We start from the raw sequence: 25,636 nt of genomic DNA, 5'->3' as shown, positions 1-25,636 counted from the left end.
AAGGTTTATGGAAAAATTTACAATCTACACGGGGACAACAGTCCCACTCATGAACGATAATATTGATACGGACCAAATTTTACCTAAGCAGTTTCTCAAGTTGATTGATAAAAAAGGTTTTGGAAAGTATCTCATGTACGCATGGCGCTATCTGGACAATCAGTACACTGAAGATCCTGATTTTGTCTTTAATAGACCGGAATACCGCAAGGCGACTATTCTGATTACAGGGGACAATTTCGGAGCTGGTTCGTCTCGGGAGCACGCTGCCTGGGCCTTGGCTGACTATGGCTTCAAGGTAGTTATTGCCGGATCTTTCGGGGATATTCACTACAACAATGAACTTAATAACGGCATGTTACCTATCGTCCAGCCACTGGAAGTTCGGCAAGCCTTGGCGAATCTGAAGCCAACGGATCAAGTGACAGTGGATTTGGAGCAACAGAAGATTTTTTCACCGGTGGGAGAATTCTCCTTTGACATTGATGGAGAATGGAAGCACAAGCTCCTCAACGGGTTGGATGATATCGGTATTACCCTGCAGTATGAGGATTTGATTGCAGAATATGAAAAAAATCGTCCATCTTATTGGCAGTAACTTTATTTTTGCTATATTCAGAAAATTCTAAATATATCTTGCCTCTGATAAGAATATATGGTAAAATAAATCTTAATTTAATAGAAAAGGAAGAAACTTATGACAAAACACATTCAATGGAACGGACAGCTTTCACAAGAAGGTTATGACATCCTGAAAGGCGATGGCGGCTGTATCGTTTGCCCGACCAAGGTGGGGTACATCATTATGACCAGCGATAAGGCAGGTTTGGAGCGTAAGTTCGAAGCTAAGGCTCGTAATCGTAATAAGCCAGGTGTTGTCCTCTGTGGCAGTATGGATGAGCTCCGTGCTTTGGCTCAGCTAAATCCGGAAATTGAAGCTTTTTATCAAAAGCATTGGGATGAAGACATCCTCTTGGGCTGTATCCTTCCATGGAAGCCAGAAGCTTTTGAAAAGCTCAAGGCCTTTGGCGACGGTCGAGAAGAGCTGATGACAGATGTTCGTGGCACTAGCTGTTTTGTTATTAAGTTTGGCAAGGCAGGCGAGCAGCTGGCAGCTAAGCTTTGGGAAGAAGGCAAGATGGTCTATGCATCCTCAGCTAACCCATCCGGTAAAGGGAACCGCGGCAAGGTTGAAGGAATTGGCGAGCGCATCGAAAACGCTGTTGATTTAGTCATTGAAGCAGATGACTATGTAGCCTCTATCCAGCCAGACAAGACCATTGAAACTCGCTACGAGCAAGGTGTTATGGTCTCCATGGTGGACAAGGATGGAAAACTGATTCCAGAACAAGGTGGGCAACGTTCCATCTCACCAGCACCTGTGGTTATCCGCAAAGGATTGGACATCGACAAAATCATGATGCACCTGTCCGATACTTTCAATTCATGGGATTACCGTCAGGGTGAATATTACTAAGATAAAAACGAAGCTCAGTGCGAGAGGGGGATTTCCTCTTTACACTGGGCTTTTTATTTTATAATTTCTTTTATTTTTCCTATAATCATGCTATGATAAAGAAAAGCTACATTATCCTTTTAAAATTATTTTTTTTAATTCTTATATCATAATGTAGAGCGTAATCTATATTGTTTTCGCAACAACGCAAAGGATTAGAAAATGAATATAAGATTTTAAAGGTTAGGTTAAAAAGTTAGAGGTTTTTTATGGCAGATAAAGTAAATTATTGGATGATAGTTGCTGGTGGTGGAGGTAGCAAATGGTCTTTATTTAAAAAAGAAAAGATAGCTTGTATAGATTTTAATGCTAATTTAAAAAATATTTTAAGTTATAAGAACTTGCAAGACTTGAAGCAAGGAATTCACAGGAATAAATTCATTTGGCAATTTGCCCATGACATAAAAATAAATGACTATATAGTAGCTACTTCAGGATTTAAAAAGATTTTAGGAATTGGTCAGTGTGTGAAAACATATTACTTTGACGAATCAAAAAAAGAGTTTAAACATTGTATTGGTGTTAATTGGTTGAAAGTTGACGGTGCATGGGAATATCAGGGTAAAAAAGGAGCTAGACAAACTATCAACTGGGATAGAAATACGGAACGTATCAATTTATATAAATCTATTTTAAATGATACATATGGAAACGATACAGAGAAAAAAGTTATGAATAAAAATATAGATAATTATATAGAAAAACTAGAAAAATCCAAAAATCTCATCCTCCGTGGTGCTCCTGGTACGGGAAAAACCTATCTTGCTAGACAAATTGCAAGGGAGTTGACTGGAGGAAATGAGGAACAAATCGATTTTGTACAATTCCATCCCTCTTATGACTATACGGATTTTGTTGAGGGGTTACGACCTGTTTCTAATGATAATAGCCAGATAAGTTTTGAGTTACAAGATGGTATTTTTAAGAAATTTTGTCACAAAGCTAACGAAGCTCAAAAAACAGGAGGACAAGATAATTTTGATGAAGCCTGGAATGATTATCTTGAATATGTAAATAATAGAGATGAAAAAGAGCGTTTGACAGATTTTTCTTATCTTACTGTTAATAGCCGGAATAATTTTAATGTCAATTATGAGAGCAAAAGTCAAGGGACAGTTTTGACTAAGTCCTATGTCTATGAACTCTATAAAGATGAAAATTATTTAAAACAGACTTATTATCGTGGTCAGGGAAAAAAAGTTCTTGAAACGTTAAGAAAAAAATTTGGTCTAAAAGACTATATTTCTCCAACAGAAATTGACACAGACAAGAAATTCGTATTCATCATCGATGAAATCAATCGTGGGGAGATTTCTAAGATTTTTGGTGAACTTTTTTTCTCTATTGACCCAGGTTATCGTGGTGAAATGGGGAGTGTTTCTACCCAGTATTCTAATTTACATGAAACTGATGAGAAATTTTATATCCCTGAAAATGTCTACATCATCGGAACGATGAATGATATTGACCGTTCAGTGGATACTTTTGATTTTGCCATGCGCCGTCGTTTCCGTTTTGTAGAAATTACGGCTGAAAGTCAGCTGGGAATGCTTGATGAACCTCTTGGAGATGGAGCTGAAGAAGCGAAAATTCGTCTAAGAAACTTGAATGCTTCCATAGAAAAAGTAGAAGAGCTCAGTAGTCATTACCATGTTGGACCAAGTTATTTCCTTAAGTTGCAGGAAGTAAATTTTGACTATGAATTACTCTGGTCTGATTATATTAAGCCACTCCTAGAGGACTACTTGCGAGGTTCTTATGAAGAGGGTGAAACGTTGGAAACTTTGAAAAAGGCATTTGATAAGACAAGCAATGAGCAAACCAATCAGTCAACAACTGGTGACAATGAAAGCGATGGAAATGACGATACGGATAACAGATAATCAGCAACTTATAAAAAAAGAGGATTTTGTTGAAATCTATCCAAAAATTAGTCAGGTACTTTTAGATAGAACTTTAGAAAGCCTTTCTCAAGAGGATAGTATTTTCATTTTTCCAAATGACTTGAAAAATACTTCTGACTTGGACAAGGACCAGAAAATTTTTGAAACTGTAAATCAGAATATTAAGACAGGAAATGTGATTGGTTTTCTGGGTTACGGTCAGGAAAGATTAACGATTTCCTCTCGTTTTTCAAATGCTAATAACGACTATTTTTTACATTATCTCTTGCAGAAGGTCCTCAATATCAATCTCACTAACTTGGATGTTGGTTTATCAAGCGAAGATAAACTTTATCAACTATTGGTTTACCTCTTTCCAAAATATCTGCAAGCGGCTTTGAGAAAAGGGCTTTATAAGGAATACCAGAGGTTTTTCCATAATGATAGCCATGTAAAGGGAGCGATTGATGTAGGAAATCATCTTAAGAAAAATGTTCCTTTTATGGGAAATATTTCCTACACTACTAGAGAGTTTGCTTATGATAATCCATTGATGCAACTGGTTCGACACACCATTGAGTATATTGAGAATCAGAAAACAATTGGAAGTGGAGTGTTTGATGCTAATCGTGAAAATGTAACAGAAATTATTCGTGTGACTCCGTCTTATAAACTATCTGATCGTGTTAAGATTATCAGACTAAATCAAACTAAACCTGTCCGTCATGCCTATTTTCGAGAATATAGAAAATTACAGGAACTTTGTCTGTTGATTCTGAGTAAAGAAAAGCACGGTTTAGGACTTCGAGAGCAAAAAATACACGGTATTCTCTTTGATGTTGCCTGGCTTTGGGAAGAGTATGTTTACAGCTTATTGCCAAAAGGTTTCATCCATCCACGAAATAAAGATAAGACGGGTGGCATTTCTGTGTTTAGCAGTCATGTTCGAAATATTTATCCAGACTTTTATCATAAAGATTTAAAAATCGTACTAGATGCCAAATATAAAAAGCTAGAATTTACTGAAAAAGGAATTAATCGTGAGGATTTATATCAACTGATTTCCTATACATACATTTTAGAAGCTAAAACAGCCGGTCTTATTTTCCCAAGCGTGGAGAAGTTTGTTGATAATGACATAGGTAAATTAGCAGGTTACGGGGCATTCTTGAAAAAGTGGTCCATTCTTATTCCTCAAGAAGCTGAAAGTTATGACCATTTTGTTCAACAGATACATCAATCGGAAACAATAAATTTTAGATTTTAAAGCAGGTTCAACCTGCTTTTTTCTTTACCTATTTTTAAGTTGTATCAAAATAGAACAAAATTCTTGATAGTTGAAATCACAAGTGTTACAATGGAACCGTTCGTTATGGATGATAATGGCTTGATTGTGGAGCATTGGGATAATAAAGAAGTCATGCCTAAGGTAGAGGACTTGACGAATCGAGGAAAGTTTTAAATTGAGGACAAACAATGATTGAATATAAAAATGTAGCACTACGCTACACAGAAAAAGATGTTTTGAGAGATGTCAATTTACGGATTGAGAATGGGGAGTTCATGGTTTTAGTTGGACCTTCTGGGTCCGGTAAGACGACCATGATCAAGATCATTAACCGTCTTTTAGAGCCAACAGATGGCAATATCTATATGGATGATAAGCGGATTAAGGATTATGATGAGCGTGAGTTGCGCCTTTCTACAGGATATGTCTTACAGGCGATTGCCCTCTTTCCCAACCTAACTGTGGCTGAAAATATTGCTCTCATTCCTGAAATGAAAGGATGGAGCAAGGCAGATATTGAGCAGAAGACTGATGAATTGCTGGAGCTAGTAGGCTTGCCTGCTGAAGACTATGCTCAGCGTATGCCGAGTGAGCTGTCTGGCGGTGAACAGCAGCGGGTGGGTATTGTCCGTGCCATGATTGGTCAGCCTAAGATTTTGCTTATGGATGAGCCCTTTTCGGCTTTGGATGCTATTTCGAGAAAACAGTTGCAGGTTCTGACGAAAGAATTGCATAAAGAGTTTGGGATGACAACGATTTTTGTGACCCATGATACGGATGAAGCTTTGAAATTGGCGGACCGTATTGCTGTTTTGCAGGATGGAGAGATTCGTCAGGTGGCGAATCCCGAGACCATTTTAAAAGCGCCTGCAACAGACTTTGTAGCAGACTTGTTTGGAGGTAGTGTTCATGGCTAATTTGATATCAACTTTTCAGGATCGTTTTGGTGATTGGGTAACAGCTCTATCTCAACATTTGCAGTTGTCACTTTTGACCCTGTTACTGGCTATTTTTATTGCAGTCCCCTTAGCGGTATTTCTTCGTTATCATGAAAAGGTGGCGGATTGGGTCTTGCAGATTGCAGGGATTTTCCAGACCATCCCATCTCTTGCCTTGTTGGGGCTCTTTATCCCCTTGATGGGAATTGGGACCTTACCAGCTTTGACAGCTCTTGTGATTTATGCGATTTTTCCGATTTTACAAAATACCATTACTGGGTTGAAGGGAATTGATCCAAGTCTGCAGGAGGCTGGGATTGCCTTTGGGATGACCAGATGGGAACGTCTCAAGAAGTTTGAAATTCCACTGGCCATGCCTGTTATCATGTCTGGGATTCGGACGGCAGCGGTCTTGATTATCGGTACAGCAACCTTGGCTGCCTTGATTGGGGCAGGCGGACTGGGTTCCTTTATCCTTTTGGGAATTGATCGTAATAATACCAGTCTGATTTTGATTGGGGCCCTTTCTTCTGCAGTGCTTGCCATTGCCTTTAACTTCCTGCTAAAAGTGATGGAAAAAGCAAAATTGCGGACGATTTTCTCTGGTTTTGCCTTGGTGACAATATTGCTCGGTCTGTCTTATAGTCCAGCTCTATTAGCTCAAAAAGAGAAAGAAAACTTGGTTATTGCTGGGAAATTAGGACCGGAACCAGAAATCTTGGCCAATATGTATAAATTGTTGATTGAAGAAAATACCAGTATGACTGCGACTGTTAAACCGAATTTTGGGAAGACAAGCTTTCTCTATGAAGCTTTGAAAAAAGGCGATATTGACATCTATCCTGAATTTACAGGTACAGTGACTGAAAGTTTGCTTCAACCAGCACCTAAAGTAGGTCATGAGCCAGAGCAGGTTTATCAAGTGGCGCGTGATGGCATTGCTAAACAGGATCATCTAGCCTATCTCAAACCTATGTCTTATCAAAATACCTACGCTGTAGCTGTTCCGAAAAAGATTGCTCAAGAATATGGCTTGAAGACCATTTCGGACTTGAAAAAAGTGGAAGGACAGTTGAAGGCAGGTTTTACACTCGAATTTAATGACCGTGAAGATGGCAATAAGGGCTTGCAATCAATGTATGGCCTCAATCTCAACGTAGCGACCATGGAGCCAGCCCTTCGCTATCAGGCGATTCAGTCAGGTGATATTCAAATCACGGATGCCTATTCGACCGATGCAGAGTTGGCGCGTTATGATTTACAGGTCTTGGAAGATGACAAGCAACTCTTCCCACCTTATCAAGGAGCTCCACTAATGAAAGAAGCTCTTCTCAAGAAACACCCTGAGTTGGAGACAGTTCTCAATAAACTGGCTGGTAAGATTACAGAAAGCCAGATGAGCCAGCTCAACTATCAAGTCGGTGTTGAAGGCAAGTCAGCAGAACAAGTAGCTAAAGAATTTCTACAAGAACAAGGTTTGTTGAAGAAATAGATTGAAAATGTCAAACTCAACTTCTTTAAATGACCATACAGAAGAATGCTCAGACAATGTTGTCTGGGCTTTTTTGGTGTCAGAATTAATGATTTTCATTTTTAAATGGAAAATAAGAGGAAATTTTCAGGATTTTCTAAAGTTTTACTGTAAATACACTTGACTATTCAGAGAATAGGTGTATAATGTGTTGTGAACTACTTAACAAATAAAGATTTCCAGCTCATGTCGACTAAGGATGGAAATCTTGTGTATAGACAGTTCAGTAGATATATAATAGAGCGTTGCGTCCGAAAGTCTATCCAGACACGGCTCTTTAAAAACAAAAGGAGAAGATTATGAAAACAGAACCGATTCATCGTACCAGTATGTGGAAATTTAAGTTAAGTGCTGCCACCATGACTTTGATTCCCGCTGCCGTGGGGATTAACTATGTTGCCAAAGCCTTGGCGGAGGGGTTAAAGTTGCCCGTTTGGCTGGGGTCTTTGGGAACCTTTCTTGCCAGCATGTTGGCTGGGCCGGTTGCCGGTGCCATTAGTGGTTTCATCAACAACGTGATCTATGGGCTGACCTTATCGCCAATTTCAACCGTGTATGCGATTACCAGCATCGGAATTGGGATTGCTGTCGGAGTTTTGCACGCCAATGGGTGGTTCTCGTCAGCGCGACGAGTATTTGTTTCTGCTATTATTATTGCCATCGTTTCAGCTGTCATTTCAACGCCGCTCAACGTCATCTTTTGGGGTGGTCAGACCGGTATCGCTTGGGGTGACTCATTGTTTGCGGTAATGGTCGCCAATCATGCACCAGTGTGGCTGGCCTCATTTACCGATGAGTTTGTCTTGGATATTTTGGATAAAGTCTGCGTGGCCTACCTGGCATTCTTCATCTATCGTCAGCTGCCGAAGCGGATGGTGCACTTCTTTAGCGATGATAAATGATGACTGATAAAACATTGATTTCTGGAGCGCCACGGGTCAAGCTCAAGTGGTACCAGGTGATCGATCCGATTACTAAGCTCTTGTTCATCTTGGACATGACGTTGTTGAGCTTTGCCAGTATGAATTTATTGCTTCAGGCCGGATTAATTCTTGTCGCAACACTGCTATTGTTATTTTCCAAATTGAGTTCTACCACCTTTAAGGCGCTGGGATTCAGCCTGTTTCTGATTTGCACCATGCTGATCATCCAAGGGTTATTTTACAGTCGGAATCAAACTGTGCTGTTTTCTGTGCTTGGGGTGTCGTTCTACAAAGAAGGCCTGATTTACGCCACCACTCTGGGTTGTCGAGTATTGGTGATTATTTTGACCAGTGGCTTTTTTATGGTGACCACGAGTATTTCAGAAAACGCGGCCTATTTGGAACTGTCCGGATTGTCTTATAAAACCGTCTACGTTCTGATGTCGGTGTGTTATATTTTGCCGGAAATGATGCGCAATATGCGGAAAATCCAGCAGGCACAAAAAGTTCGCGGAACCAATCCGCAAAAAACGTTGATTCAGAAATTAAAGTCAGTCCTGCCGGTTCTAATTCCATTGGTGATTAAGACCTTGGATCAATCGATGACGCGGTCGATTTCTCTCCAACTGAGAGGTTTTGATAATCTCAACCGGACTGTCAGAACCTCCCAGCGCGTGTATCGCCTGTCGCGGACGCTGCACATTGGTCTGACTGGATTGGCAATTTTATTGATTGGGTGGAAAATATGGACGAAGATAAACGGATTGTAATTGAAAATTTGACCACCCGTTATCCGGGTACTGAGCAACCACAACTGCGTCAGATTAACGCGGAGGTTCATACCGGCCAGGTGGTTGGGATTATCGGGAATAGCCACTCCGGCAAATCGACTTTGTGCCGTGTGCTGGCAGGGGTCATTCCCAAAATTGTGTCTGCTGAGATTGAGGGCGACTGGCACATGTTTGGCCAGCGAGTGTCCGACAATTGGCCCGTTTATAATGCCATGAATGGAGTTGTACTGCAAAATCCAGCTGGCCAACTAAGCGGGTTGGCAGACACGGTTGCCGATGAAATCGCCTTTGACTTGATTAATCAGGGAATGGCTGAAGGACTGATTCAAAAACGGGTTGAAGAAGTTGCCACGCAAATGGGGCTGATTGAACAGCTGAATTTGCGTCCCGAGAGCCTTTCCGGTGGTCAGATCCAGCGGTTGGCAATTGCCACGGCGATTGTGGCTAATCCGGCTGTTTTGATTATGGATGATCCGACCAGTGAGATGGATCCCCTTGGCCGCCGGCAATTTTTCCAATGGCTGGCCCAAGTCAAAGAGACGACTGTCTTCATTGTCACCAGTGAAATTGACGATTTGTGCGAAGTCGCCGACGTTGTGTGGGTGCTGCACGAGGGTCAAATGGTAGCCCAGGGCAGGCCGGGTGAGGTGTTTAATCATTTGGCAGCTGACTGGCAGATTCCAGCCCCGACAATCCAGCAACTTGCTCAAAAAATGGATTGGCACTTGGCTGATGGCCGGTATCCGGTGAATTACGCTGATCTGAAGGAGGTTCGTTATGTCCACAATTGAACTGAGCCACCTGACGTTCACTTATCCGGAACGGTCCTTTAGCTTGGATGTTGAAGACAAACACTTCGCCGATCCGATGGTGGCGATTGTCGGCCAAAATGGTGCCGGCAAATCAACGCTCTTCAAATTGTTGACGGGCTTGCTGACACCACAAACCGGTGTGATTAAGATCGATGGAGAAAATTTTAATGATCTTAAACCAGTCGAAAAGTTACTGAAGGTTGGGATTACTTTTCAGAATCCTGACGATCAGCTTTTCAACCCGACCGTTCAACGAGAGGTGGAGTGGAATGTCGCGCAGGTCATGGATGACCACGACACGATTACGAGGCGGGCTTTAGCGGCTCTAAAAAGAGTTGGCTTGGATGATAAAACAGCTGAAAGTCCATATGACCTGTCATTGTCGGAACGCAAGCTGTTGAGCGTTGCCACAGTTTTGGCAGTGGATCCGGCGATTTATTTATTTGATGAGCCGATGATGTCGCTTGATTGGGAAAGCCGGCGCAAGTTGACCGCAATTTTCCATCAGTTGGCTGATTCGGGCCACCAAGTTGTGACCATCACCCATGACATGGATTGGGTCGCCGCCGAGTTTGAGTCGGTGTATGTTATGGAACACGGGAAGTTTGGCTTCGCCGGCAGTCCACGGGAATTGTTCAGCAATCACGAACTTGTCCAGCGAGTGGGATTACTACCACCGCGGATTATGAACATAGCGGAGTCGCTGGGTGATTCACAGACATATTTATCGGTTAATGATTATTGCCAGAAAAATCGAGATGTATAGAAAAAGTCACCTCTGCGGGTTTTCCAGGTTGAAGGATTAACTTCAGCTTCTGGCAAGAACTCACATGGGTGACTTTTGTGTTTAATAACGTTTCATGATCATCGGGTGCTTCCTCAGATCACTCGGTTTGATTTTACTTTGTTTCATGTTCATAATCATATACCATTTCTTTTGGATTTTTTGTTTGACTAATACAAAATAGGTCTTCATAGTTCTTCGCATTTTTAGCGCCCATTAGGATCATCAGTATAATTTTCTGAATTAGGAGACTGTCCCATCACTATTCGAACTTCGTCTCCCAACTTACGCTGTTCCCATTCATCCGTGAATCCTTTAAATCGCAATTCTGGAACTTTCTTTTTAACTGAATCATCTATTTTCGCCATAGTCCCCACCATTTTATTGGTTTTTCTTGTTCTTCTATCCTTTTTTGATCTTTGATTTGTTCCTGCAAATTTTCCAACTTCTCTTTAAGAGCGTTCACTTCATCTTTATATTGATTGTCTAAGTGTTTGAATTCTGTTTCCTGTGAGGGCATTTTGAGGGCTTTTAAGTTATCATTTTCCGCCTTGTATTCTTCTAGCAACTTTTTATCTTGCAAGGCTAATCGTTGTTACTGGTCTAACAAATTAGTTAGTTTTTCTATTTGTTGGTCTTTGCTACTTATTTGTTGGTCTTTGGTATTTGATTTGCTACTATTTTCTACTTTACCTAAAATTATTTTTTCTGCTTTAGAATTTATTAGATTAGACCCATTGGAACTTTTAAGCTGTAATTCTTTTGGTAACCTTTGGTAGTGATATTGAATATTTTGTTTTGTAACACTCAACTCATCCGCCAGCTCTTTGATCGTTTTTAAGTCTTCACTCATGGTTTAAGTCCTGCCTTTTAACCGTTGGTAGATATTGTTCAATGGCTTTTTTGAGGTAGCGTGCGATATTATGCTTAGAATATTCTTCACGTCTGCTGGCAACATAAGACAAGTGGTCTTTGACACTATTTAGCCCTCTTAATTCTTTCAGTTCGTCATAGAGGGGGTAAACATGGACTTGCAATCCTGCCATGATTTTTGTATCTTGCATTTCAAACGGACTTAGCAACATATTTTCTAGCAATAGCGTGGTGTACTTGCTTTTCATTGCTTCAATAGCTAGCTTAGAAAGACCAGTTTATCATGGTAGATTCCTTTTGTTTGACTATAGTTCTTAAAATTTTCCAGACGCTTGTCCTGGATGATTTCTTCTTGGTCAGTTGTTTCCTCAAGCCCTGTTAGAATCCCGATACGATCAAGCCCTTGGCTGAGGAAGTAATCTACAACTTGTTTTACAGCAGTGTAAAAGTCAGTGATAATACAGGTATGTCCCAATGAAAGAGTATCGCTGTCTAAAAAGACCAGGGGTTTTTGGTATTCTTCAAAGGCAGAAATTTGTGATTGGCTGAACTTTCCAATACAGAGTATCCCAATCACTTCCTCGCTCAGAGTAAAAGGATGGTCGTTAAAATAGCGCAAGATATCATAGTCCAACTCTTGGGCCCTTTTTTCAATACCGAGACGAATCTGGTAGTAGTAGAGGTCGTCCAGTTCCCCCTGCTCGCTGACTCATTGGATAATGGCAATCTTTTGCTTGGGTTTGTGGGATTCGCCTGTCTTGAGGTACTTAGTATAGCCCATTTCTTCAGCGACAGTTAAAATACTGTGTCTGATTTCTTCTGTAACAGATAGACTCTGGTTGCGATAGAGACAGAGGTTAGTTGTGCAATGTCTTTTAATGTAGCTATAAATGCTCCTCCTTTTTGGTTAGTATATCATATTTTTCTCTTTTTACCGATTGTTTAGTAAAACTTTAGTAAAAAGGATTGACTTTGGCAAAAACCTTGGATACAATAGAAGAAAACGATTACAATATCGGGCATTTATTTTAAAGGAGTATAGCTTATGTCAAAAAGACTTTCAGCGGAGCAAGTCCGCGCAGATTTCGCCAAAGTTTTTGGAGTAGAAGCGGATCACACATTCTTTTCACCCGGTCGGATCAATCTGATTGGTGAGCATACCGACTACAACGGCGGCCATGTCTTTCCTGCAGCAATTTCCCTAGGAACTTATGGAGCGGCTCGCAAGCGGGATGACCAGCTCTTGCGATTCTTCTCAGGGAACTTTGAAGAAAAAGGGATTATTGAAGTGCCGTTGGAAAACCTGCACTTTGAGCCTGAGCATAACTGGACCAACTATCCAAAAGGAGTTCTCCATTTTCTACAGGAGGCGGGTCATATGATTGACCGAGGCATGGATGTCTATGTTTATGGAAATATTCCCAACGGATCTGGCTTATCTTCATCTGCGTCACTTGAGCTCCTAACGGGTATCATTGCTGAGAAACTTTTTGATTTGCAGTTAGAACGTTTGAATCTAGTGAAAATCGGTAAATTAACTGAAAACAAGTTTATCGGGGTTAATTCTGGCATTATGGACCAGTTTGCTATCGGAATGGGTGCTGACCAACGGGCTATTTACTTAGATACCAATACTCTTGAATATGATTTGGTGCCGCTTGATCTTAAGGATAATGTCGTAGTGATTATGAATACCAATAAGCGTCGTGAGTTGGCTGACTCTAAATACAATGAACGTCGGGCGGAGTGTGAAAAAGCTGTTGAAGAACTGAACCGCAAGCTATCTATCGCAACCTTGGGTGAGTTGGACGAGTGGTCCTTTGACGAGTATAGCTATCTGATAGAGGACGAAAATCGTCTCAAACGGGCTCGCCATGCTGTTTTGGAAAATCAGCGCACTTTGCAAGCGAGGGCAGCTTTGCAGGCAGGCGATCTTGACAAATTTGGCCGTCTTATGAATGCGTCCCACGTTTCTTTGGAACATGACTATGAAGTGACTGGTCTAGAGCTGGATACCTTGGTTCACACAGCCTGGGAGCAAGAAGGTGTTCTGGGGGCTCGTATGACTGGAGCTGGCTTCGGTGGTTGCGCCATTGCTTTAGTTGCTAAGGATGCTGTGGAATCTTTCAAAGAAAATGTCGGTCGCAAGTATCAAGAAGTTGTCGGCTATGCCCCTAGCTTTTACATTGCTGAAGTAGCTGGCGGAAGCCGAGTGCTGGACTAATTCACAGAAAAGAAAGTTGAGTCTGGGACAAAAGTCCTAGTCTTTCAATTGTCTTTGGATTGTCGAGCAAGACGCAGTGGTTGAGTGGGTTCTATTACGCTGATTTCATCAGCTTTTACAGCCCTACTCAACTGTGCGGAGGTGGGACGACGAAATCGAATTCTACCGAATTACTGATTTCTGTCCCACTCTCTTTACTAGCAAGAGAAAGGAAAATCTATGTCCAATAAGTTACTGGATGCTTTTGTATCAGCAGTGATTGACAATAGCACTTTTGAAGAAATGGACACCATCTATCTGAGCAATCGTGTCATGGCTTTGGTTGGAGAGACCGAGGCAGAGCAGGAGACCGAGGCTGAGCAGCTAATTGACCTGAAGGATGACTTGGTAGCTGTGGCTGTCAAGAATGGGAAAATTAGTGATACTCTGGCTGAGCAGGATATACTGGGAGCTGAGCTCATGGACTTGATTACACCTGCCCCTAGCCAGCTCAATCGGGACTTCTGGACGACTTATGCCTCCAATCCCGAGCAAGCTGTGGCTGATTTTTACCAGCTTAGTCAAAAGAATGACTACATCAAGGTCAAAGCTATTGCTAAAAACATTGCTTTCAAAGCACCGACCGCTTATGGAGATTTGGAAATCACCATCAATCTCTCTAAGCCAGAAAAGGATCCCAAGGAGATTGCGGCAGCTAAAAAGTCTAAGAATAGTAACTATCCAGCCTGCCAACTCTGCATGGAAAACGAAGGCTACCAGGGTCGCTTGGATCACCCAGCCCGCACCAATCATCGGATTATCCGCTTTGACTTGGCTGGACAGGAGTGGGGCTTTCAGTATTCGCCCTATGCCTATTTTAATGAGCATTGCATCTTTCTGCACAGCCAGCACCTTCCTATGGCCATCAGCCGGCTGACCTTTGAGCGCCTGCTGGACATCGTTGAGACCTTTCCAGGTTATTTCGCTGGCTCAAATGCCGACCTGCCTATTGTTGGCGGCTCTATCCTGACTCACGACCACTATCAGGGCGGACGTCATACCTTCCCTATGGAAATGGCAGAGCTGGATTGCAGCTTTACTTTTAGCGGTTTTGAAGAGGTAGAGGCAGGCATTGTCAAGTGGCCTATGTCCGTCATTCGTCTAAGGTCTGAGAAAAAGCAATTGTTGATTGAGTTGTCTGACAAGATCCTGCAAGCTTGGCGCACTTATTCTGACCCAAGTGTGCAGGTGTTGGCAGAGTCTGAGGGTGAGCCTCACCATACCATCACACCGATTGGCCGCAGGAAAGATGGATCTTTTGAGCTAGACTTGGTCTTGCGGGACAATCAAACTTCCCCAGAACATCCAGACGGCATTTATCATCCTCATGCAGATGTGCAGCATATTAAGAAAGAAAATATCGGCCTGATTGAGGTGATGGGGCTGGCTATTCTACCACCTCGTCTCAAGGAAGAGCTCAAGCAGGTGGAACTTTTCTTGCTGGGAGAAGACTGTCAGGTTGCTGCCTATCATCAGGAGTGGGCCAATCAACTCAAAGACCAGAATCCGAATGTTTCCGCTGAGACGGTGGAAGGAGTAGTTCAGGCCTCGGTTGGACAAATTTTCAGCCGAGTACTGGAAGATGCTGGAGTTTTCAAGCGAACAGAGGAGGGCCAGGAGGCTTTCATGCGCTTCGTCCAATTCGTCGGCATCCAGCTCTAGGAAATGTGTTAGAATGGAACTAACGATACAGGGAAAGGAAGTTTTATGGCAATTTTAGTATTAGGTGGTGCTGGCTATATCGGCTCGCACATGGTTGACCGTTTGATAACAGCAGATAAGGAAGAAGTAGTCGTTGTTGATAATTTGGTGACTGGACACAGGGCAGCCGTCCATCCGAAAGCAGTCTTTTATGAGGGGGATTTGGCAGATAAGGACTTTATGCGTGATGTCTTTGCCAAACATCCATCTATCGATGCAGTCATTCACTTTGCTGCCTTTTCACTGGTTGCTGAGTCTATGGTAGATCCACTCAAGTATTTTGACAATAACACAGCCGGCATGGTTTCCCTTTTAGAGGTCATGCAGGAATGTGGCGTTAAAAATATTGTCTTTTCTTCAACGGCGGCGACTTATGGCATTCCTGAGGAAGTTCCGATTCTGGAAACGACTCCGCAAAAGCCGATCAATCCTTATGGTGAGAGCAAACTCATGATGGAGACCATTATGCGCTGGGCAGACCAGGCCTATGGCATCAAGTTTGTAGCCCTGCGTTATTTCAATGTAGCCGGTGCCAAGCCCGACGGCTCAATTGGTGAGGACCACGGACCTGAAACCCATCTCCTGCCCATTGTACTTCAGGTGGCTCAGGGCAAACGCGATAAGATTGCTGTTTTTGGCGATGATTACGATACTCCGGACGGGACCAATGTACGCGATTATGTCCATCCTTTCGACTTGGCTGACGCCCATATTTTGGCTGTTGATTACCTGCGTGCAGGTCAACCATCAGATGCTTTTAACCTTGGCTCTTCGACTGGTTTTTCCAACCTGCAGATTGTAGAAGCAGCACGAAAGGTGACCGGACATCCTATTCCTTTGGAAATAGCAGAGCGGCGCCCAGGGGATCCAGATACGTTGATTGCTTCCTCTGAAAAAGCAAGAGAAGTTCTAGGCTGGCAGCCGAAATTTGATAATATCGAAACCATCATCGAAACCGCTTGGAAATGGCATTCCAGTCATCCAAATGGCTATGATGATAGAGTTTAATAGTCCCTAAAGTAAACCAGTAGGATCTACTGGTTTTTTGTTTAAATCAAATCTTAAACTAGAAGAAATTAGAAGGCCTCTTCACAGTTTGCCCTACTGAAGGCCTGTAATTTTTATGGTATAATGGGTTCATTATAATTTGAAGAGTTCTGGTTGACTCTTATAAAAAAGAATAGGAAATGAGTATGCATTCGATTCTTGCTTTATATATCACCCTGATGCCGGTCATTCTAGCTGGGGTTATGAATATGATCTTTTGCAAGTCTTCATTGCTAGAGGCAGCTTATCGACCAATGGATGCTGGGCTGATTTTAAAGGATGGGAAGAGGCTTTTTGGAGCTAACAAGACTTGGAAGGGTTTCTTTGGTATGATTGTCTGGGGAGCCTTGGCTCAGATCCTTTGGGGTTTGCTCTTAAAGAGTATTCCTACCCTAGAGAAGCTGCACTTGGTCTATGCTTTCTACGAAAATACGGTGCTGTTTAATCTGGTGCTTGGGGCTCTTTTGGGGCTGGCTTATGTTTTGTTTGAGTTGCCCAATAGCTTTATCAAGCGCCGTTTGGAAATCAGAGAGGGCAAGACAGCGGAAAATGGCTGGAAATGGACTTTTATCTGGATAGACCAGATTGATTCTTTGATTGGCTGTATTATTTTCTTACTTTTCTATATCCCTCTGTCTTGGCAGCAGATGCTGGGCATTCTACTCCTAGGGGCGGGCACGCATCTGGGGGTTAATCGTCTGCTCTACTGGACTAAGCTTAGAAAAAATCGTATGTAAGATGGGAGTATTTGATGAAAGAACTATGGCTGGAAAAAGAGCCTTTGGCCGTCTATGGCGGTAAAATTAATCAGTTAATTAGTCTCTGTCAGCTGGGGCTTTCGGTTCCTAAGGGTTTGATTTTGCCTGCGGACCAAGTAATGGATTGGCTAAGAGCAGCTCTGCCAGAATACTCAAAAGAGGGACTTCAAGAATTCATCGAACTGGGCAAGGAGGGAATTGCGGAGCGTTTGCAGCAGTATCCCTTGGATCCAGCTTGGAAGCGAGAGTTAGTAGCCTTTTGCCAGGAAAATCAAGCTTATGTCGTTCGCAGTAGTGCCCTTTTAGAAGACGGACAGAACATGTCATTTGCTGGCCAGTATGACTCGATTGGCAATTGCCAGACACTGTCAGAAATTGAGCAGGGCATTCGTTCTTGTCTGCTTTCTCTCTTTAATCCAGAAGCCTTGGCTTACTGGCAGCGTCAGGGTCTTGTTGAGAAGGATTTTGCCATGGCAGTGCTGATCCAGGAGCAGATAGAGCCTGACTTCAGCGGTGTCTGCTTTTCCCTAGACGTGGCAACAAATCAGGACCAGACAATGCTGTTGGAGTATGTGAAAGGCTCGGCTGAGAGCTTGGTTAGCGGTCAAGTAAATCCTGAGCAGCTGACTCTTTCTTGGTACAAGACGGACTGGAGCCTGTTTGAAAAAGTTGAAATGCCTCTGGCAGTCTTGCAGAAACTGCATGAGCAAGTTTTGCAGATTGTTGCGTATTTTGGTCGGCCGATGGATATTGAATGGTGTGCTGTCCAAGAGCAAGTCTATCTGCTTCAGGCTCGGCCCATTACAACAGTACCAACTAAAATCGACAGTGGCCGCTGGACGACGGCAAATTTTCGAGATGGAGGCGTGGCGGCTCAGCCCTGTCCCAACCTGATGTGGAGCCTTTACCGCCATTCTTGGCAAGAGGCCCTTTCCAGCTTTTTGCTGGCAATTGGCCTAGAGCCTGAAGGAGTGATGCCGCCGCTGATGCGCCTGCATTATGCCCGACCTTTCTGGAACTTAGGCGTAGTCAAGCAAGGTATGGAGCAGATTCCGGGCTATATTGAGCGAGACTTTGATGATGAGCTGGGAGTCAATAAAGACTACCAAGGTCAAGGTTTTACTAGCAAACTAAGTCCAGCCTTTCTCTTGAATTTCCTGCGCGTAGCTTTGAAAACGCAAAAAGTAACTAAGACTTTTTTGCATCAGGCGCCTGACAAGCTGCAAGAGCTGCGCCAGCAATTTACCCACCTAAATCAAGAAATACGAGAACTGAACGACCAAAGCTCGCTGCAGCAGGTCGAGAGTCTTTGGCAGTTAGTGCTAAATCAGGCTTATTTAGACAGTGAGGGAACTTATTTCTGGCAGGCCTACATCAATACGGTACAGCTGTCTATGAAAAAGACCAGTCTGCTTAAATGGCTGACGGTCGATGAATTTTTCCAACTGATTGCCAAGTTAGGAAATGTTTCGCATACCAAGCCTTTAGCTAGGATGCTAGAAGCTGCGGACCTTGTTTTGGCAGACGAGAAGCTGACAGACGATTGGTTGAAGCTATCGGTGGAAGAGTTGCAGGAACTGGCTGCACAATATCCTGAGCGAGCAGATTTCATCAAGATTCGGGATTTCCAAAAGGACTTTGGCTATCACTCCGCACGGGAGCTGGACTTGCGAGTAGCCAGTTACGAAGAAGATGCTCATCAGGTTCTGACAGCGGTCCAGCAGTTAGTTGCTGATTCAGCTTACTACCAGGCGGCCAAAGCTTCGCTCAGTCCTGTCTCAGAGTCTGAACTTGATCTTGCTCATCTATCTCGAGCCAAGCAGAAAAAGATAGAAAAAATCAGTCAAGATCTGCGGAACTTGCTCTGGTGGCGGGAGGAGTTCAAGGACATTTCCACGCGCTATTACCACCTCATTCGTCAGATTAGCCTTAAACTCGGCCGAGCCTATGAAAAGCAAGGCTTTCTGAAAAATGAACAAGATGTTTTTTACATTAAGAAAGAAAGTCTGACTGCCTTTATGGAAGGGCAAAAGACTGCCTATCAGCTTCAAGAAGAAGCGGCTGATAATCGGCATTATTGCCACGCCTATCGGAATTTTGAGCCAGTTGGTGATTTGACTGATAAAGAGATGAGTTTGGAAGAGGTAGCCCATGATAGTCAAGCACTTCTTACGGGAATGCCAGCCAGCAGTGGTCAGGTGACCGGTCGAGTTCGCGTCCTCTTGGATCTGGCTGATATTGAGACGATTGAGCCGGGAGAAATTCTTGTCACTCGCTATACAGATACGGGTTGGAGTTATGTTTTCGGTATTCTGGGCGGTCTTGTGACAGAGTATGGCGGGGTTCTCTGCCATGCCTCCATCGTCGCTCGGGAATGCGGGATTCCTGCTCTGGTCTGCGCCAAGAATGCAACTCAGCTGCTAGAAACTGGCATGATGGTAACTTTAGATGGAAGAAGAGGAGAAATAAGAATTCATGAAGAAGAATGAACCTTTGTTTATCGGGGAATACGACAAATCTGTTATCCTGACCTATTTGGGCGCCACTTTTGCACTGTTGGCAGTCTATGCCATCATTCAGTCCCAGCTGCGTCTGGCCATGATGGCCTTTATCGTTAGCGGTATCTGTGACCTCTTTGACGGTGTGGTGGCGCGGCGGATGAAGCGGACTGAAAGTCAGAAGCGATTTGGCATTGAGATTGATTCGCTCTGCGACATGATTAGCTTTGCGGCACTTCCAGCTGTGCTCCTCATGACTCAGCTGCCCTTGGGGGCGGTCAATATTATCTTGGCTGTCCTCTATGTCTTAGCTGCGGTTACGCGCTTGGCTCATTTTAACCGCTTGGCCAAGCATGATGAAGGATCGGGCGCTTATTTTATCGGCTTGCCCGTGACTTACAGTGCTCTCTTTTTTCCTCTGACCTATCTGGTCTGTCAATGGCTGGCGTCTGGTCTCTATGCTTGGGTGTGGCTGGGCTTGTCTCTTTTGCTGACCTTCTTATTTGTCTACAACTGCCGAATTCCCAAGCCAAATAAGCTGGCCTATCTGATCTTTGCGATTCTGGCTGTTGCAAGTCTGATTGGTCTGGGGGTTCTCCCGCATGGTTAAGGTCTATCTGAGAAGGACTGACCAAGTAGTGGAACCGACAGAATACAAGGCGGGTCTGTTAGATAAGCTTTATGGTACTGCTTGGGGTCGCTTCCTATTGCCTATCTTCACCCGACCTATCCTGTCTTATCTTCTGACTTTGAAAGACTACACTCCTTTTTCTCGCAAGAAAATAGCAGCTTTTGTGGAAAATTATCAGCTGGATTTGGCTGACTATGAAGATGGCCCCTATTCTAGCTTCGCGGCTTTCTTCCAGCGAAAAATCAAGCCTAGTTTGCGTCCGGTCTGTCCTGATAGTCAAGTACTGGCAGTGGCGGATGCCAAGCTGGAGGCTTTTGCCATCAGTCAGGACTTGCAGCTGATGATTAAAGGGCAGACATACAGTCTAGCTGACTTACTGTTGGATGATGACTTAGCTCAGTTGTTTAGTGGCGGAACAGCGCTGGTCTATCGTTTGGGAGTGGAAGACCTGCACCGCTATTTGGCAGCTGAATCCGGCAGAATTACCCAAAGACGAAAAATCAAGGGACGCCTGCATACGGTCAGGCAAGTAGCCCAGAAGCGGCGCTTGATTTACAAGGAAAATAAAAGAGAATACTGTCTTTTAGATACCGACCTAGGACCTGTCCTGCAGATGGAAGTAGGAGCTCTCTTGGTCGGAAGAATATACAATCACAGTCAGGACCATTTGGTCAGGGGACAGGAGAAGGGCTGCTTTGGTCTGGGCGGCTCAACCATTCTTGTCCTCTATCCAGCAGGCACGATTCGCTTGGATCAGGATATCCTGACTTACTCAGACCTTGGAATAGAAACCCAAATTCAAATAGGGGAAAAGATTGGAGAAAAGCTATGTTTAAACGATTAGCTGTTTATTATAAGGAAATGTTTCCTTTGCTACCGCGCTTTTTTGTGGCTGCCATCATGTTTTTTGAGATTTATTTTGTCCTTCTGCTCAATGACGGAGTAACCACCTTTCACTTTGACCATCAGGAGTTGATTGGGATTTTTACGATTTTCGTCTTTCTGATGATTCTGCGAATTGCGGATGATTTCAAGGACTATGAGACCGATAGACGTCTCTTTCCTCATCGAGCTCTGCCATCTGGTCGGGTTAAAAAGAAGGACTTGGCTATTGCCCTCAGCTTTATCGTAGCGGTGTCTGTACTTCTCAATATCCTCTTTATGAACAATGTTGGCTGGTTCCTCTTCCTCTATATCTACGGAACTCTCATGTCCTTCTGGTTCTTCAAGCGTGACAAGATTCAAAATTCCCTGCCACTGGCTCTAGTAACTCATAATCCGGTCATGATGATTTTGAATCTCTATACCATCTCCTTCGTCTGCTATAAGTATAATCTGCCTCTCTTGTCCCTGCCAACCGTTTTGCTTGCCTTTACTATGTATTTCCCAAGTCTAATCTGGGAAGTCTGCCGCAAGATTCGGGCGCCAAAAGACGAGACAGAGTATGTGACCTATTCTAAGCTTTTTGGCTACAAAAAAGCCACTCGCTTTATCGAGGTGGTGACTCTGCTGGATATCTTGACCAATTTCGCTCTCCTCTGGAATATTTCCCATGTCGGAGTGCTAGTCTTGGTGCTGAATGTCATCTGGATGACCGTCCAGTTTGAGCAGTTTATCAAGGATCCAACTCGCTTTAATATACGGGAGCGGGTGGAGCGTTATACTTATATTACGGAGACGACCATGGTTCTGTCCGTTGCTGTTTATCTCTTGATGGGGGTACTTTGATGAAAAGAATCAAGCAGACAGGGCTTGACCAGGTCGGAGGCAAGGCCTATCATTTGCTGAAAATGCAGGCTGCTGGTTTGCCGGTTCCTGACTTTGCGGTGTTTGCTTTTGACTTTTTTCAAGAATCTGCCAGCTCTGCTGACTTAGAGCGGATGGAAGTAGCCTATCGGTCTGGAGAATTGAACTTGTCCCAGCTCAGTCAGCAGCTGCAGGACTGGGCCAGAGAGCAGTTTGCGCAGGAAGATCTGACAGCAGCAGAAAACTGGATTCGGCAGGAATTTTCTCAGAAAGACTGTCGCTTCGCAGTCCGCTCATCTGCTACCATTGAGGATGGGAAGGCTTCATCCTTTGCCGGTCAGTTTGAGAGCCAGCTCAATGTGAAGCCAGATGGACTTAAAGAAGCTATCCAAGCGACCTTGCTCTCTCTTTATCAGGAGTCGGCTCTTAGTTATCTATTTGAGCAAGGACTATCGTTGAAGCAAGCGCAGATGATTTGCCTTGTTCAAGTTATGCAGGAGGGAGACTTGTCTGGGATTTACTTTACAGCTAATCCCAAGGGCATTCTGAACGAGCACATCATTGTCATCGGTCGGGGCTTGGGCAATAAGGTTGTCGAGGATAAGATTCCTACGACAATGGTGACCCTCCATCCCAAGGACCAGCTCTTTTATACAGAGCAGACGGAGAACTCACCAGGCGTATCACTGGAACAACTCGAGGAGTTACAGGCCTTGGCGAGTCAGGTGAGTCAGCTTTTCGGACCTTATATGGATATGGAGTTTACCTTCGCAAATGGCCAGCTCTATCTCTTGCAGGCACGACCTATTACCACCTTGCCAGAGGGACAGAAGATTATTCTGGATAACAGCAATATTGTCGAGAGCTATCCAGGCGTTTCCAGTCCTCTGACTATTAGTTTTATCCAAGAGGCTTATGCCAGCATTTTCCGAAGTCTGGCTCAACGCTTGGTTGGCAAGAATGCCCCTGAATTGGCAGCTTATGAAGCCACATTTCAAAATATGCTGCAGCCAATTAATAGCAGAGTCTATTACCAGATTCAGAGTTGGTATCAGCTCTTGCAGCTTCTGCCTTTTTCTAAGAAAATCATTCCTATCTGGCAGGATATGCTGGGAGTGCGAGAGACAGAGGTACCTCAGATGCCGGTACACCTGTCTGCTTTCAAACGCCTGCAAATCATGCTCCGAATCATCCGAGAGTTTTGGACGGCTCCCAAGCAAATGCGACAATTGGAAGAGCAGTTTGCCCAGATTCAGCGTGAATACGAAACGAGCTTTTCTCCCGAAGCAGATGCGGAGACCTTGATTGCCTTGGTCAGTAAGCTAAAAGAGGATATTCTGGCTCACTGGGACATTACGCTGGTCAATGACCTCTATGCTTTTGTTTATACTGGTCTCCTGAAGAAGTCGAGTCGCAGCGGGGCTGTTCAGGCTGAGATTGCAGGAATTGAGCAGATTGAAAGTATGCGGCCAGCCTTGGCTCTGCAGGCTTTAACAGCTCAGCTGAAAGCAGAAGCAAACGAAGAGATTAGACAGGCCATGGCAAGTGAAAGTCCAGCAGTCTTTCTAAGTCGCCAGCACCCTTTGATCCAAGAAATAGTCCATTTTATCCATGAATTTGGTGATCGAGCTCCAGAAGAGTTGAAGTTAGAAACTCCAACCTTCCGAACGCACCCAGAGCGTCTACTCAAGCTCCTGCTGCAAATGTGCCAGCAAGAGGAGAAGAAGTTGGCCCCTCAGAAACTTGAAGAAGAGGAGCAAAAATCAGGCTGGTGGACGAATTTTCTTCGCAAGCGAGCCATGATCGGTGTTAAATATAGGGAAAGCTCCCGCTTAAACCGCACACGAATCTATGGCATGATGCGACAGATTTTCCGAACGCTTGGGCAGCAATTAGCCGAGCAAGGACTGCTGGCTACGCCTGACGATGTTTTTTACCTGACAAAGGAAGAATTGTTTGAGCTGACCAGAAAGCCCAGAGATGTTAGTGGCTTGATAGCCGAGCGTCGGGAGAAGTTGGAGGCCGACAAGGAACTGCCAACCTTTAGTCGCTATGTTTTTGCTGGACAGGTCTTTGAGAAATACCTGAAACCGCAAAACCGCACCAGCAGTCATAATACGGGCAATCAAGCCTTACAAGGGATTGGCTGCTCACCTGGCTGCGTCAAGGCTCAGGTTTTGGTCGTGGAAGATGTGCAGGAAATTGAGTCTGCTCAGGACCGAATTATCGTGACCAAGATGACCGATCCAGGCTGGGTCTATCTTCTGACCCAAGCCAAGGGTGTCATTGCCGAGCAGGGGTCTTTGCTCTCCCACACTGCTATTATTTCCCGCGAGTTGGGTATTCCTTCCATTGTCAATGTTAGAGGAGCTTGCAGTCTCTTGCAAAATGGCGACTGGATTGAGATGGATGGCCTTACTGGCAAGATTCGACTGATCAAGGAGGAAGGTTATGCTTGAAATTAAACCAGTCAAACCCAATACGGCTGAGCTGGCCGATTTTCTAGCCCTGCCCAAGCAGATTTACAAGCCGGACCACCTCATGCAGTCGGAAGAGGAAGAGCTTGCTTTGATTGAAGGCAATCACCCGCTGAGTTCCGATCTAGAAACCTATGCCTTTATTGGCTATGTGGACAGTCGGCCTTGTATTCGAGGGCTCCTGACCTTCTATCCAGATGATGAGGCTGCTTACTTGGGATTTTTCGAGTCAATCAATGATCAACAGATTGCATCTGCTTTTATCGACCATTTAGCGGGATTTGCCCGCAGACTCGGAGCGATTAAAATAATCGGTCCCGTACAGGCAAGTTTTTGGCTAGGCTATCGAATGCAACTGACTGGAACAGAGGATCTCCCTTTTACAGGGGAGCCTCATAATCCAGACTATTATCCCAAGCTGTGGAAGGTAGCTGGTTTTGAGATCAAGGAGCGCTATTTATCCAATTTTTATCCCAAGGTCAGCAATCAAACTCATCAGGATAAGCTGGCTCATCGCTTTGAGTCTTTTGAAGAAGCAGGTTTCACTATTTGCTCTCCAAAGAAGCAGGAGTGGGAAGAAGCTTCGCTGCAGGTTTTTGAGCTCCTCAATCGCCTCTATCAAGATTTTCCGATTTATCGGTCAATTTCTAGTCAGCAGTTCAGTCAGATTTTTCAAAAATACCAGTATATTCTTGATTTTTCTATGGTTAAGCTGGCCTATAAGGAGGGCAAGCTAGCTGGTTTTTTGATTGCCATGCCGGACTATGGCTCTCTGGTTTATCAAAAAATGACTCCTATTAACCTAGCCAAGTTTTTTTGGACCAAGCGTTTTCCCAAACGTTATACGATTATGTATCTAGGAGTAGATGAGCAATTCTTGGGGTTAGGTTCTGCCTTGGCCTATCCGATTTTTAAAGAAGCACAGAAGCGACAGGCTTCAGCTATCGGCGCCTTGATTCATCAAAAAACCGTCACGCGTCACTATGCGGCAGAATTGCAAGGGGACAAGCATGAGTACGGCCTCTTTGAGTTAAGATTGTATTCATAGTTACTAAAGCATATTTACAAAAGCAAATTTTCTGAGTGGAAATTTGCTTTTTATTTCAAAAGGTAAAAATGAATAATATGTTTGATTGAAAAAGAAGTAAATTTCAGTATTTGAAGATATATTTTTGA

The 25,636-nt window shown here is 43.8% G+C and carries 23 protein-coding genes and 3 pseudogenes; 21 read left to right on the top strand and 5 right to left on the bottom strand.

Annotation, left to right across the window (positions count from 1 at the left end; genetic code table 11):
• Positions 1-7 precede the first annotated feature (7 nt).
• The 11 genes and pseudogenes from leuD to PCY09_RS02870 all read left to right on the top strand — a co-directional run bounded on the left by leuD (position 8) and on the right by PCY09_RS02870 (position 10,448).
• The gene (gene leuD, locus PCY09_RS02920) at positions 8-598 is read left to right on the top strand and encodes a 3-isopropylmalate dehydratase small subunit (RefSeq protein WP_002897735.1); all 591 of its coding nucleotides are present in this window, start codon (positions 8-10) and stop codon (positions 596-598) included.
• Positions 599-697: 99 nt separating this feature from the next.
• Entirely contained in the window at positions 698-1,477 is a 780-nt protein-coding gene (locus PCY09_RS02915; protein WP_002897734.1) for an L-threonylcarbamoyladenylate synthase, read from the top strand.
• Positions 1,478-1,725: 248 nt separating this feature from the next.
• Positions 1,726-3,399: an McrB family protein gene (locus PCY09_RS02910; RefSeq protein ID WP_125396984.1), complete on the top strand. Its 1,674-nt coding sequence runs from the start codon at positions 1,726-1,728 to the stop codon at positions 3,397-3,399.
• The gene (locus PCY09_RS02905; RefSeq protein WP_125397062.1) at positions 3,362-4,666 is read left to right on the top strand and encodes an McrC family protein; all 1,305 of its coding nucleotides are present in this window, start codon (positions 3,362-3,364) and stop codon (positions 4,664-4,666) included. The genes PCY09_RS02910 and PCY09_RS02905 overlap by 38 nt, the downstream gene beginning before the upstream one ends.
• 114 nt (positions 4,667-4,780) lie before the next feature.
• Positions 4,781-4,861 (top strand): annotated as a pseudogene (locus tag PCY09_RS02900) (polyketide cyclase); the annotation flags it as partial.
• A 14-nt stretch (positions 4,862-4,875) separates the two neighbouring features.
• Positions 4,876-5,604, top strand: coding sequence for an ABC transporter ATP-binding protein (locus tag PCY09_RS02895; protein WP_125396985.1), 729 nt, complete (start codon positions 4,876-4,878; stop codon positions 5,602-5,604).
• Positions 5,597-7,117 carry an ABC transporter permease/substrate-binding protein gene (locus PCY09_RS02890; RefSeq protein ID WP_045773691.1) on the top strand — a complete coding sequence of 507 codons (1,521 nt, stop codon included), beginning with the start codon at positions 5,597-5,599 and terminating at the stop codon, positions 7,115-7,117. Before PCY09_RS02895 ends, PCY09_RS02890 begins: the two co-directional genes overlap by 8 nt.
• Before the next feature lie 338 nt (positions 7,118-7,455).
• Positions 7,456-8,058, top strand: coding sequence for a hypothetical protein (locus PCY09_RS02885; RefSeq protein WP_012000350.1), 603 nt, complete (start codon positions 7,456-7,458; stop codon positions 8,056-8,058).
• Entirely contained in the window at positions 8,058-8,849 is a 792-nt protein-coding gene (locus tag PCY09_RS02880; RefSeq protein ID WP_000130448.1) for an energy-coupling factor transporter transmembrane component T, read from the top strand. Before PCY09_RS02885 ends, PCY09_RS02880 begins: the two co-directional genes overlap by 1 nt.
• Positions 8,825-9,661, top strand: coding sequence for an ABC transporter ATP-binding protein (locus PCY09_RS02875; protein WP_000343048.1), 837 nt, complete (start codon positions 8,825-8,827; stop codon positions 9,659-9,661). Before PCY09_RS02880 ends, PCY09_RS02875 begins: the two co-directional genes overlap by 25 nt.
• The gene (locus PCY09_RS02870) at positions 9,648-10,448 is read left to right on the top strand and encodes an energy-coupling factor ABC transporter ATP-binding protein (protein ID WP_125396986.1); all 801 of its coding nucleotides are present in this window, start codon (positions 9,648-9,650) and stop codon (positions 10,446-10,448) included. The genes PCY09_RS02875 and PCY09_RS02870 overlap by 14 nt, the downstream gene beginning before the upstream one ends.
• A 224-nt stretch (positions 10,449-10,672) precedes the next feature.
• Here the strand turns inward: PCY09_RS02870 and PCY09_RS02865 are convergent, their stop codons facing one another.
• From PCY09_RS02865 to PCY09_RS02845, 5 genes and pseudogenes are all read right to left on the bottom strand, one after another.
• Positions 10,673-10,834 carry a hypothetical protein gene (locus PCY09_RS02865; RefSeq protein WP_001062367.1) on the bottom strand — a complete coding sequence of 54 codons (162 nt, stop codon included), beginning with the start codon at positions 10,832-10,834 and terminating at the stop codon, positions 10,673-10,675.
• Positions 10,822-11,049, bottom strand: a complete 228-nt coding sequence (locus PCY09_RS02860; protein ID WP_001152920.1) for a hypothetical protein — start codon at positions 11,047-11,049, stop codon at positions 10,822-10,824. Before PCY09_RS02860 ends, PCY09_RS02865 begins: the two co-directional genes overlap by 13 nt.
• 12 nt (positions 11,050-11,061) lie before the next feature.
• A complete protein-coding gene (locus tag PCY09_RS02855; RefSeq protein ID WP_046165739.1) occupies positions 11,062-11,319 on the bottom strand; it encodes a plasmid replication protein in 258 nt (85 codons plus the stop codon).
• Positions 11,312-11,593: pseudogene (locus tag PCY09_RS02850) on the bottom strand (DNA replication protein); the annotation flags it as partial. The gene PCY09_RS02855 and the pseudogene PCY09_RS02850, both read right to left, overlap by 8 nt.
• Positions 11,594-11,607: 14 nt before the next feature.
• Positions 11,608-12,227, bottom strand: a pseudogene (locus tag PCY09_RS02845) (LacI family transcriptional regulator); the annotation flags it as partial.
• A gap of 157 nt (positions 12,228-12,384) precedes the next feature.
• On the opposite strand from PCY09_RS02845, the gene PCY09_RS02840 reads away from it, so the two are divergent.
• From PCY09_RS02840 to PCY09_RS02795, 10 genes are all read left to right on the top strand, one after another.
• A complete protein-coding gene (locus PCY09_RS02840) occupies positions 12,385-13,563 on the top strand; it encodes a galactokinase (RefSeq protein WP_048776193.1) in 1,179 nt (392 codons plus the stop codon).
• Between the two features lie 219 nt (positions 13,564-13,782).
• Positions 13,783-15,264: a UDP-glucose--hexose-1-phosphate uridylyltransferase gene (gene galT / locus PCY09_RS02835; protein ID WP_061601827.1), complete on the top strand. Its 1,482-nt coding sequence runs from the start codon at positions 13,783-13,785 to the stop codon at positions 15,262-15,264.
• A 45-nt stretch (positions 15,265-15,309) separates the two neighbouring features.
• On the top strand, positions 15,310-16,311 hold the full coding sequence (gene galE, locus PCY09_RS02830; protein ID WP_125396987.1) for a UDP-glucose 4-epimerase GalE: 1,002 nt from the start codon (positions 15,310-15,312) through the stop codon (positions 16,309-16,311).
• A gap of 185 nt (positions 16,312-16,496) precedes the next feature.
• The gene (locus PCY09_RS02825) at positions 16,497-17,087 is read left to right on the top strand and encodes a CDP-archaeol synthase (protein WP_125396988.1); all 591 of its coding nucleotides are present in this window, start codon (positions 16,497-16,499) and stop codon (positions 17,085-17,087) included.
• A gap of 14 nt (positions 17,088-17,101) precedes the next feature.
• Positions 17,102-19,597, top strand: coding sequence for a PEP/pyruvate-binding domain-containing protein (locus PCY09_RS02820; protein ID WP_125396989.1), 2,496 nt, complete (start codon positions 17,102-17,104; stop codon positions 19,595-19,597).
• Complete coding sequence (locus tag PCY09_RS02815; protein WP_048774599.1) at positions 19,584-20,216, top strand: phosphatidylcholine/phosphatidylserine synthase; 633 nt, start codon at positions 19,584-19,586, stop codon at positions 20,214-20,216. Before PCY09_RS02820 ends, PCY09_RS02815 begins: the two co-directional genes overlap by 14 nt.
• Positions 20,209-21,081 (top strand): phosphatidylserine decarboxylase, encoded by an 873-nt coding sequence (locus PCY09_RS02810; RefSeq protein WP_048774600.1) that lies wholly within the window; start codon positions 20,209-20,211, stop codon positions 21,079-21,081. Before PCY09_RS02815 ends, PCY09_RS02810 begins: the two co-directional genes overlap by 8 nt.
• Complete coding sequence (locus PCY09_RS02805) at positions 21,066-21,965, top strand: UbiA family prenyltransferase (protein ID WP_061601824.1); 900 nt, start codon at positions 21,066-21,068, stop codon at positions 21,963-21,965. The genes PCY09_RS02810 and PCY09_RS02805 overlap by 16 nt, the downstream gene beginning before the upstream one ends.
• The gene (locus PCY09_RS02800) at positions 21,965-24,442 is read left to right on the top strand and encodes a phosphoenolpyruvate synthase (protein WP_125396990.1); all 2,478 of its coding nucleotides are present in this window, start codon (positions 21,965-21,967) and stop codon (positions 24,440-24,442) included. The genes PCY09_RS02805 and PCY09_RS02800 overlap by 1 nt, the downstream gene beginning before the upstream one ends.
• Complete coding sequence (locus tag PCY09_RS02795; RefSeq protein WP_125367022.1) at positions 24,435-25,508, top strand: hypothetical protein; 1,074 nt, start codon at positions 24,435-24,437, stop codon at positions 25,506-25,508. Before PCY09_RS02800 ends, PCY09_RS02795 begins: the two co-directional genes overlap by 8 nt.
• Positions 25,509-25,636: the final 128 nt, after the last annotated feature.

Origin of the sequence: Streptococcus sp. SG2, from assembly GCF_030439925.1 — a bacterium.
Classification (GTDB): Bacteria; Bacillota; Bacilli; order Lactobacillales; family Streptococcaceae; genus Streptococcus; species Streptococcus gordonii.
This window is presented reverse-complemented; position numbering and strand designations above follow the sequence as displayed.